General features: G+C 65.2%; 8 protein-coding genes. 2 read left to right on the forward strand and 6 right to left on the reverse strand.

All coding sequences use genetic code 11. The annotated features are described in order from the left end of the window. The coding region (locus tag EN879_RS13320; RefSeq protein WP_164774400.1) for an ABC transporter permease at window positions 1–874 on the forward strand (874 nt) is incomplete at its 5' end. Beyond that, the gene (locus EN879_RS13325) at window positions 871–1839 is read left to right on the forward strand and encodes a substrate-binding domain-containing protein (RefSeq protein WP_013528455.1); all 969 of its coding nucleotides are present in this window, start codon (window positions 871–873) and stop codon (window positions 1837–1839) included. The genes EN879_RS13320 and EN879_RS13325, both read left to right, overlap by 4 nt. A gap of 42 nt (window positions 1840–1881) precedes the next feature. Here the strand turns inward: EN879_RS13325 and EN879_RS13330 are convergent, their stop codons facing one another. From EN879_RS13330 to EN879_RS13355, 6 genes are read right to left on the reverse strand one after another with little or no spacing between them, the layout of a single operon-like run. Beyond that, window positions 1882–2343 carry a MarR family transcriptional regulator gene (locus EN879_RS13330; protein ID WP_063169733.1) on the reverse strand — a complete coding sequence of 154 codons (462 nt, stop codon included), beginning with the start codon at window positions 2341–2343 and terminating at the stop codon, window positions 1882–1884. After that, entirely contained in the window at window positions 2340–2924 is a 585-nt protein-coding gene (locus EN879_RS13335; RefSeq protein WP_013528453.1) for an amino acid synthesis family protein, read from the reverse strand. Before EN879_RS13335 ends, EN879_RS13330 begins: the two co-directional genes overlap by 4 nt. Further along, window positions 2917–3801 carry a thiamine biosynthesis protein ApbE gene (locus EN879_RS13340; RefSeq protein ID WP_063169734.1) on the reverse strand — a complete coding sequence of 295 codons (885 nt, stop codon included), beginning with the start codon at window positions 3799–3801 and terminating at the stop codon, window positions 2917–2919. Before EN879_RS13340 ends, EN879_RS13335 begins: the two co-directional genes overlap by 8 nt. Continuing rightward, window positions 3801–5342: a hypothetical protein gene (locus EN879_RS13345; RefSeq protein ID WP_063169735.1), complete on the reverse strand. Its 1542-nt coding sequence runs from the start codon at window positions 5340–5342 to the stop codon at window positions 3801–3803. Before EN879_RS13345 ends, EN879_RS13340 begins: the two co-directional genes overlap by 1 nt. Continuing rightward, complete coding sequence (locus EN879_RS13350; RefSeq protein WP_063169736.1) at window positions 5339–8173, reverse strand: molybdopterin-dependent oxidoreductase; 2835 nt, start codon at window positions 8171–8173, stop codon at window positions 5339–5341. The genes EN879_RS13345 and EN879_RS13350 overlap by 4 nt, the downstream gene beginning before the upstream one ends. Further along, window positions 8170–9024 (reverse strand): xanthine dehydrogenase family protein subunit M, encoded by an 855-nt coding sequence (locus EN879_RS13355; RefSeq protein ID WP_063170426.1) that lies wholly within the window; start codon window positions 9022–9024, stop codon window positions 8170–8172. The genes EN879_RS13350 and EN879_RS13355 overlap by 4 nt, the downstream gene beginning before the upstream one ends. Between the last annotated feature and the right edge of the window lie 253 nt (window positions 9025–9277).

A 9277-nucleotide genomic window follows, 5' to 3' on the forward strand; every position in this document is an offset into this window, starting at 1 on the left:
CGTCGTCGGCGTGGTCTTGTGCTGCCTGTCGCTGTGGTTTCTGCTGCCGCAGATCGAGCCGAAATTCGGCGTGCTCGGCGTGCTGCTGGTGGCGCCGTGCGTTGGTTTGCTGTTCGGCGCGCTCAACGGCTTCATCATCGTTGCCGGACGGCTGCAGCCCTTCATCGTCACCCTGGCTATGATGGTGACGGCGCTCGGCATCGCACGGCTGACCGCCGGCCAGAACAATGCGGTGCTGCCGGTCTATACCGGCTCCAACGCCACCGCCGATTTCGAGATCCTGCGCTCGCTGGTGTTCGGCATCATCCCGATGCCGGGCCTGTTCTTCCTCGGCGCCATCGTGATCTACGGCGCGGTGCTGCGCTTCACGCCGTTCGGCCGCTATGTCTATGCCATCGGCGGCAACGAGGAGGCGGCGCGCCTCTCCGGCATCGCCGCCGGCCGCGTCAAGATCGCCACCTATGCCGTCTCCGGGCTGCTCGCCGGCATTGCCGCCGTGCTCTATGTCGCGCAGTACCGGCAAGGCAAGCCGGATGCCGGCGCCGGGCTGGAGCTCGACGCCATTGCCGCTGTGGTCATAGGCGGCACCAGCCTGATGGGCGGGCGCGGCAGCCTCATCGGCACGTTCTGCGGCGTGCTGATCTTCGGTCTGCTCTCCAACATCCTGCAGCTCCACAACATCAATTCGAACCTTCAGCTGGTGCTGAAGGGGATGATCATCATCGGCACCGTGCTCGTGCAGGAGCGCAATGCCGGTGATCTCCTGGCCTATCTGCGCCTGCCCGGCGGGCAATCGGCGCACAAGGAAACGGCCGCGGCAAAGCGGCCGTCGCAAGAGACACCGTCTCTCAATCTCGGAGGAAACAAAAAATGAAACGACGTGACATGCTGAAGCTTGCCGCCGTGACCGCGGCACTGCTGACCACCACCGCGCTGCTGACCACCGGCAATGCCTATGCCCAGGACAAGAAGTGGAAGATCGGCTTCTCGCAGGTGACGACCATCGAGCCCTGGCGCGCGCAGTTCAACAAGGACATCCTGGCCGAAGCCGCCAAGCACCCCGAGGTCGAGCTGATCATCACCGACGGCGAGGACAAGACCGAAAAGCAGGTCGCCGATGTCGAGAACCTGATCCGCCAGGAGGTCGATGCGCTGTTGGTGTCACCGAAGGAATCGGCCGGCCTGACCGGCGTCGTGCAGCAGGCGATCGACGCCAAGATCCCGGTCTTCGTGCTCGACCGCAATGTCGACACCAAGGACTACACGCAGTTCGTCGGCGGCGACAACGCGCTGATCGGCCGCGCGGCCGGCGAATATGCCGTCGAACTGCTGGGCGGCAAGGGCAAGGCTGCAGGCAATGTCGTCGAGATCTGGGGCGGCATGGGCACCCAGCCGGCGCATGACCGCCATGACGGCTTTCACGAATTCACCGACAAGGAGCCGGGCATCAAATATCTGCTCGACCAGCAATCGGGCGACTGGAAGCAGGACCAGGCCTACAATCTGATGGCCAACGCGCTGAAGAGCAACGAGAAGATCGATCTCGTCTACGGGCACAACGACCCGATGGCCTATGGCGCCTATCTCGCCGCCAAGGATGTCGGCCGCGAGAAGGACATCAAGTTCATCGGCATCGACGGCCTGCCCAATGAAGGCGTGCAGATGGTGAACAAGGGCGAGCTGACGGCGACCTTCACCTATGTCACTCCCGGTGCCGAAGGCCTGCGCCAGGCGATCAAGTTCCTCAACGGCGAGAAAGTCGAAAAGACCATTACCCTGCCAACCGAGAAGATCACCAAGGAAAACGCCGCCCAGGTGCTGAAGGACAACGGCCTCTGAGGCAAACTTCCTGCCGGGTGCCTCCTTTGGCGCCCGGCGGGTCTAAGCCAGCTTCACCAGCAGCTTCATGAAGGTGGTGATCTCCTTGGCCGAGAGCGGCGCCAGCGTCTCCTTTGTGATCTCGCGCGCCAGCGGGATCAGGCGCTCGATGGCATCGCGGCCTGCCGCGGTCAGATTGACCAGCAGCCGTCTTTTGTCGACCTCGTGCCTGGAAAGCTCGACCAGGCCGCGCGCCTTCAGCCGGTCGATGACGCCCTTCACCGTCGCCGCATCCATCGCGATCAGCGTGCCGAGCTGGTTCTGCGAGGTCTCGCCGACGTCACGCAGCTTGGCCAACGCCGCGAATTGCGGCGGCGTCAGATCGCCGATATGCGCGGCAAAGATCGCGACATGGCGCTGATGCGCCTTGCGCAGGATGAAGCCGACCTGCTCCTGCAGGAGGTAATCCTGGTCGTCCGGCGCCTCGACCTCGACCAGCTTGAGCAGATTGTCCTCGCCGCTCACCGCAGCCCATCCCAGGCTTTGATGTCATCGGCCGCGAGACCACCCATGCGATCGTGGATGCGCGGGCCACAAGTCATGGCGAGGCAGAACAGGATCTCGTCGGGGCACGGACCATCGGACATGCCGACTTCCATGGCGTCGAAATGGCTGCGCACATAGGCGGCGTTGATGTGGCCGAGCGGCACGTCGAGCTTCGAACCGAAAGCGCCGACCTTCTTGGCCGACGGCACGATCGCCTTGGCGTCGCCGAGCCGCTCGCGCATGGCGTAGCCGCCGGGCACATGCCAGAGGGCGCCGTGTTCCAGCTCACCTGCGGTGCCGACAATGGCGCCTTTGCCGTAGCCGTCGATCTGCTTGACGTCGCCGCCGAGCGCCGCGATCAGCCGGTCGGCGAGCAGCAGGCCGAGCGGCTTGAGATCGTCCATGGCGCTCTGCAGCTCCTCGACATAGCGCCCGGCGAACGGGTTCTTTACCAGCGCCATGGCGGCGGCACGGCGGCGCGGCACCTTGGCCACCGGCCCGCCCTCGTGAAAGATCTCTTCGGTCAGAACCGCGATCTTGCGGATCGGAAACTCAGGCATGGGCAACTTCCTCCCTCGAAGTTTCGTTGGGCGCGGCAAGCGCAACCGAGCCACTGATGCGGATCTCGCCGCCGAGAAACAGCGCCGACCCGGCAATAAGCCCCCGCCGGCGAAAATCTTCGGCGACGGCAAGGCCATTGTCCAGCGCGCGCGCCACTTCGCCAAGGGCAAGCGTGCCGACGCCTTGCGTCACCAGCCGCGAGCCGAGATCGCTGTCGGGCGACAGTTCGTGTGCGGAAATGCGCTTGATGGCGGGATTGCCGGGCAGGTCCACCGCGTTGGCGATGAGCGTCGCCGCCGCATCGGCTTCGGCGCCGGTCCGCGCCAGAACGGTGACGGCGTCGGCAATGCCAAGCGAGAAGGAGCGGCCACGCCAACCGCTGGTGGCGACGCCGCGAACGCCATCTTCCGCGCGGATCGTGATCCGGTCGGTCATGCCGTTGCCGGTACCGGCAACCGCCAGACCCATCGACTGGCCCTTGCCGATATGGAGCGCGCAGTCGCCGCCATTGTTGACATAGGCGCGCTCGATCTTGCGACCGGCAAGCAATGCGGCGAGCATTTCGTCGGCTACCGATCCCGCGACGGCCGCCATCGGAGTTATAAAGCATTCCGCCAGGGGCATGACGGCTGCCTCCATGCGGCGCGCCGTCGGGCCGGCGAAGGTGCGCGGCGCCAGGAAAAACGCCGGCAGCCGCAATTCGGGGAGTTCCTCGACCAGCTCCACCAGGATCGTCTGGAACCGCGCTATGGCCTGTTCATAGGCTCGGCGGCATTCATCCGCCTCACCAAAAACCTCGACGATCAGGTCGATCGGCCCGTGGTTGAGATGCAGCCGCTTGCCGTCCTGCAGCCAATGGGCTTGCGGGCCTTGCATCACCCGGCCCCGTTCGAGCCGGCACGACGTAGCTGCGCGAGTGGCGGCCATGGATTGTTGGTTTCGGCGCCTGTGCCGCGGCGCGGATTCAGGTACTCACCGCCTTTTGCGACAATATCCTCGACGCTGCGGATCTCGGCCTCGTACCCGCCGAGCCTGACATAGTCGTCGCGGCGCAGCGTGAATTCGATCGGCGCCACCAGCGCCGGTGTAGGCACATAGCCGAAGGCGCCTTCCGGCACCCGTGTGACATCGACCATCAGGGTGATGCCGCCGCCCGGCCAGACATAGACCGGCGCACCGCCGACCGTGACATAGGTGGTCAGGCCCTGAACCGAGCGGGTGAGATTGACCGGGTTTTCGGTGACGCCGGCGCGCAGCGAACCGCCGGCGCCGCCGATGAACAGCACCGTGCACAAAGCCGGCTCGCAATTGTCCTCGATCAGGCCGACCGATTTTTGCAGCCGTTCCGGAAACGGTTTTTGCACCGGCTTCAACTCGTCGTCGAGCTCGTAATAGGCGAATTGCTCGCCGGTGGTCGAAACCATCAGCAGCGACAGGCCCGGCCGCGCACCCTTCTTGGCGTTCCACTCGCCAAGGATCGACAGCGGGTCTGAAATGCTGGTGCCGCCCCAGCCGAGGCCTGGCTCGGACACCTTGAAATAGCGGCCCGGCGTCGAACGGCGGCCGATGATCTTTATCCCTGTGTCCTGCCAGCCCAGCACCTTGCCGGCCTGATGCTCGGAAACGACGCCGGTGATGTGGTCGTCGACCACCACCACCTCGTCGACAAGGCCGCGCCATTGCGTGGCGAACATGCCGATGGTCGCCGAGCCGCAGCCGACGCGCATGCGATGTTCCTGCTTGCCGTCGATGACAGGCGCTTTGCCGGCTTCGACTGTTATGGTGGCGCCGCCGTCGATGGCGAGTTCCACCGGCTTGCGGTTGCACAGATTGAGCAGCGCGTCGCAGGTGGCGCGTCCTTCGGCCTTCGAGCCGCCGGTCAGATGATGCACGCCGCCCAGCGACAGCATCTGCGAGCCATACTCGCCCGTCGTGACATGGCCGATTGCCTCGCCTTGCGATCGCACAATAGCCGTCTCGGGTCCGATATGCCGGTCGGTGTCGATCTTCACCTTGACGCCGCAGTACGAAAAAATGCCTTCCGTGACGACGGTGACGAGATCGACGCCTTCGACTTCCTGGCTGACGATGAACGGCGCCGGCTTGTAGTCGGGATAGGTGGTGCCGGCGCCGATTGCGGTGACGAAGCGGCGGCCGGTGTTGACCAGTTCGCCGTCCCATTGTTCGCCCTCGGCGACGAACGGCACGATTGCCGCGCCGGCCTCGGCCGCATGGTCGAGGATGGTCAGCGGGTCCATCCGCACGATCCTGCCGCCGACATTGCCGTAGCGGTCGCAGGCGCCGGTGCGACCATCAGCGATGTAGCACATCACCGGACAGGCATCGCAGCGGATCTTCTCCGCCACCAGCTTCTCACCGGGATCATGGGTTTCGAAGCGTTCGGCAAGCTCGCTCATCGGCGTGCCTCCTTTTCGCGGATGCCATCTTTTTCGCGGATGCCAGCGCGGATACGCGTCGGCGTCGCCGGAACCTTGGTGATCAGAACGCCGGTGGCGTGGCGGATGGCGTTGAGGATTGCCGGCGCAGTCGGGATCAGCACATGCTCGCCCAAACCCTTGGCGCCAAAGGGTCCTTCCGGATCCGGAACTTCTATCAGGATGGTCTCGATCGGCGGCACGTCGCCAATGGTCGGGATGAGATAGTCGTGCAGGTTCTCGGTGCGGCCGGGGATGTACTCTTCCATCAGCGCCATGCCGATGCCTTGCGCGATACCGCCCTCGATCTGGCCTTCGGCCAGCAGCGGGTTGATCGCCTTGCCCACATCATGCGCGGCGGTGATCTTGATCAGCTTCACCGTGCCGAGCTTGAGATCGACCTCCAGTTCGGCGATCTGCGCGCCATAGCCGTAAACGGCGTAGGGTTTGCCCTGGCCCTTGGCATCGAGGGGCAGCGTCGGCGGGTCGTAGGTCTCCTCGGCGCGGAAGACGAAGCCCTCGGCATCCAGATCCAACGTCGTGAGGTCGATGCGGCGCGTGGCTTCTCCCTCGCGGATGACGATCGCCGGGCCGTCGAGTTGGAGAGCGGCTTTTTCCGAAACATTGGCGAAACGAAGTATCTTTTCACGCAAGGCGCGGCCGGCCTTCTCGGCCGCCTTGCCGGTGACGAAGGTCTGGCGCGAGGCCGATGTCTTGCCGGCATCGGGAGTAATTGATGTATCGGCGCTCTTCAGCTGGAATCTCTCCAGCGGCAGGCCGAGCGCGTCGGCGCAGATCTGGGCGATGACCGTGTTCGAACCCTGGCCGATATCGACCGCGCCCTGGTGCAGGATGACCGTGCCGTCGGCCGCGATGCCGACCCGAATGGTCGACGGATTGGGCAGCGAGGTGTTGCCGCAGCCATACCAGCAGGACGCGACGCCGACGCCGCGCTTTCTATCTGTGTTGGCGCTGTTGAATGCCTCCGCATCGGCCGCCGCGCGCGCCCAGTGCGGCCGCAGCGATTCGAGGCATTCGGCAATGCCGACGCCGGAGTCCAGAAGCTGTCCTGTGACCGTTTCGGAGCCGTTCCGAAGGCAGTTCTTCAAGCGAAAATCGAGCCTGTCCATGCCGAGCTTGCCGGCCAGCTCATCATAGAGGGTCTCCTGCATGATCGTCGCTTGCGGCACGCCGAAGCCGCGGAAGGCGCCGGAGATCGGCCCATGCGTATGGATGGCGCGGCCTTCGGCGCGGTAGTTCGGCGTCGCATAAGGTCCGGAGGCGTGCACCGGCACGCGGTTGGCCACGGTAGGGCCCCAGCTTGCATAGGCGCCGGTGTTGAAATCGCCTTCGAAGATCATGCCGGTGACAAGGCCGTCGGCATCGGCGCCGATGGTTGCTTTCATCTCGGCCGGATGGCGCTTGGTGGTCGACATCATCGATTCGGTGCGGGTGTAGGCAAGTGCCGCCGGCCGCCCAGTCTTCATCGCCACAAGGCCGATCAGCGGCTGCAGCGAGACGTCGAGCTTCGAGCCGAAACCGCCGCCGGTCGCGGTCGGCACGATGCGCACCTTGTCGACGGCAAGGCCGAGCACCTTCGCCGTCTCGTCGCGGTCCATATAGGGCGCCTGGGTGCAGGCGACGACGACCAGCGTGTCGCCGTCCACATAGGCATAGCCGGCTTCCGGTTCGATATAGGCGTGCTCGACATAGGAGGTGTCGATGACGCCGGACACCGTGAACGCTGCACCGGCAAGGGCCCCTTCCGGATCGCCGCGTTCGACGAAGCCGGAGGTCAGCAGGTTTGCCGGTCTGTTCTCATGGATGAGCTTGGCACCGCCGGCGCGCGCTTCGCAGGATTGGAGAACATGCGGCAATTCGGTCCAGCGGATCGGAAAATCCGAGAGGTCGATATCGAGCATCGCCTCGCGCTCGCCAGCGACCAACGCCACCGCCTCACCGCGAAGGCGGGCAAACCCTTCGGCCAGTGCCGGCTGGTCGGCGAAGGGGCCGATGACGCCGAAACAGTTTTTTCCCGGAATGTCGGCGGCGGTGAAGACGCCGGCGACACCGGGATGTGCCTTCGCCCAGCCATCGAGGTCACCGAAGGCGAAGCTGGCGTGATAATGCGGAGAGCGGATCACCAGTACCGCCAGTGCATCGGCGGGGAAGGAATCGCTGCCGAATTTCTCAGCCCCGGTGACCTTCGGCACGCCGTCGAGCCGGATGGGCGAGGAACCGATCGCGTGGCCTGACCGGGGCAAGCGGAAATCCAGGCTTGCTGCCTGCAGGGAGGCATCCATCACTGCGGCAATGATCTTCCGGTAGCCGGTGCAGCGGCACAGAATTCCGCCGAGCGCGTCCTGTACCTCGACCTCGGTGGGGCTCGCCTTCTTCTCCAGCAGAGCCGTCGCCGCAACCAACAGGGCGGGCGTGCAAATCCCGCACTGCGCAGCGCCATGGGCAAGGAAAGAGGCCTGCAACGTCGACAGCCGGCCGTTGGCAAGCCCTTCAACTGTCGTCACCGATGCGCCGGCAGCGGACGCCGCCGACATCAGGCAGGCGCAGACGGGATCGCCGTCGACCAGCACCGTACAGGCGCCGCAATCGCCGGCATCGCAGCCGACCTTGGTGCCGGTCAGCCCCAGTTCGTCGCGCAGCACCAGGGACAGTCGGCGCAGCGGCGGCACATTGACCGATACGGCGCTGCCATTGACCTCGAAGGCGATGTCAACGCGCTCCGGGCCGCGAGCAGGCCGAACGGCGCCCAGGTCGGGCACTGCTTCACGCACGTCAGGTTGAACCTGGCTCATGCCGCCACCTCTTCGCCAGTCGTCCGCCCCACAGCCGCAAGCACGGCGCGGGCAACAATCTCGCGCACTGCATCAAGCCGGTATTCGGCGCTGCCGCGCACATCGGCGATCGGCGACAGTTCGCTCATCGGCGCGGACAGGACCGCATCGGCAAGCTCGCCATCCACCGGCAGCCCGCACAACGCGGCTTCGACGCCGGCCAGCCGCTTGGCCACCACCGAACAGGAGCCGGCCGCGACCGCCGCTTGCCGGACGGTGCCATTGTCGACGGCCAGACGTGCTGCCACCATGGCGATGGAAATGACGAGGTAGCGCCGGGCGCCGAGCTTGACGAAAGCCGACGTGCCGCTGGGCTTCGGCACGCGGATCGCCGTGACCATCTCACCGGGCAGCAGAGCCGTGCGGCGGTTGCCGAGAATGAAGTCCTGCAACGGCAGGTGCCGCGTCGCTGCCACCGAGCGCAGCTCGACCTCGGCATCGAGGACGAGCAGGGCTGGCACGCCGTCGGCGGCAGGCGAGGCGTTGCAGAGATTGCCGGCGACCGAGGCGACGTTCTGGATCTGCGCCGAGCCGACCTCTCGCGCCGCCTGCTTCAGCGCCTCGAAGGCCGGCGGCAAGGGATGGCGGACGATGTCGGTCCAGGTCGTGCGCGCGCCGATGACGAAATGGTCGCTCGCCTCGGCAATGCCGCACAGCGCCGCCAGGCCGTTAATGTCGAGAACATTGTCGCGGATCGGTTTGCTGCCCTGTGCCGGATAGAAATCGGTGCCACCGGCAAGGATGCGCCAGGCGCCCTCGCCAAGCAAAGCGAGCGCTTCGTCGACCGAGGTGGGTTTCGCGTAACGGATCACGCTTTGCCTTCCCGAAAAGAGGCCTTCCAGAGCTGGTACTTCGAAAGATCCTTCCAGCACAGGGGTCGGAAAATTCATTCGTATGCAAATGATATCAAGCTGGCAGGATTTGTCAAAGCCGGAGTTTGCCGCGGCGCCGCCGGCACGCATTTGTTATGGCTTGAGAGGTTGACGCGGCCGGCCATCTGGTCAAGTTTCTGCGTCCGGTCGCGTCAGCGGCATTTTCCACTGGAGCCTGCATACGGAAGAGGAA

The organism is Mesorhizobium sp. M7A.F.Ca.AU.002.02.1.1 (genome assembly GCF_003998535.1).
GTDB lineage: Bacteria > Pseudomonadota > Alphaproteobacteria > Rhizobiales > Rhizobiaceae > Mesorhizobium > Mesorhizobium ciceri.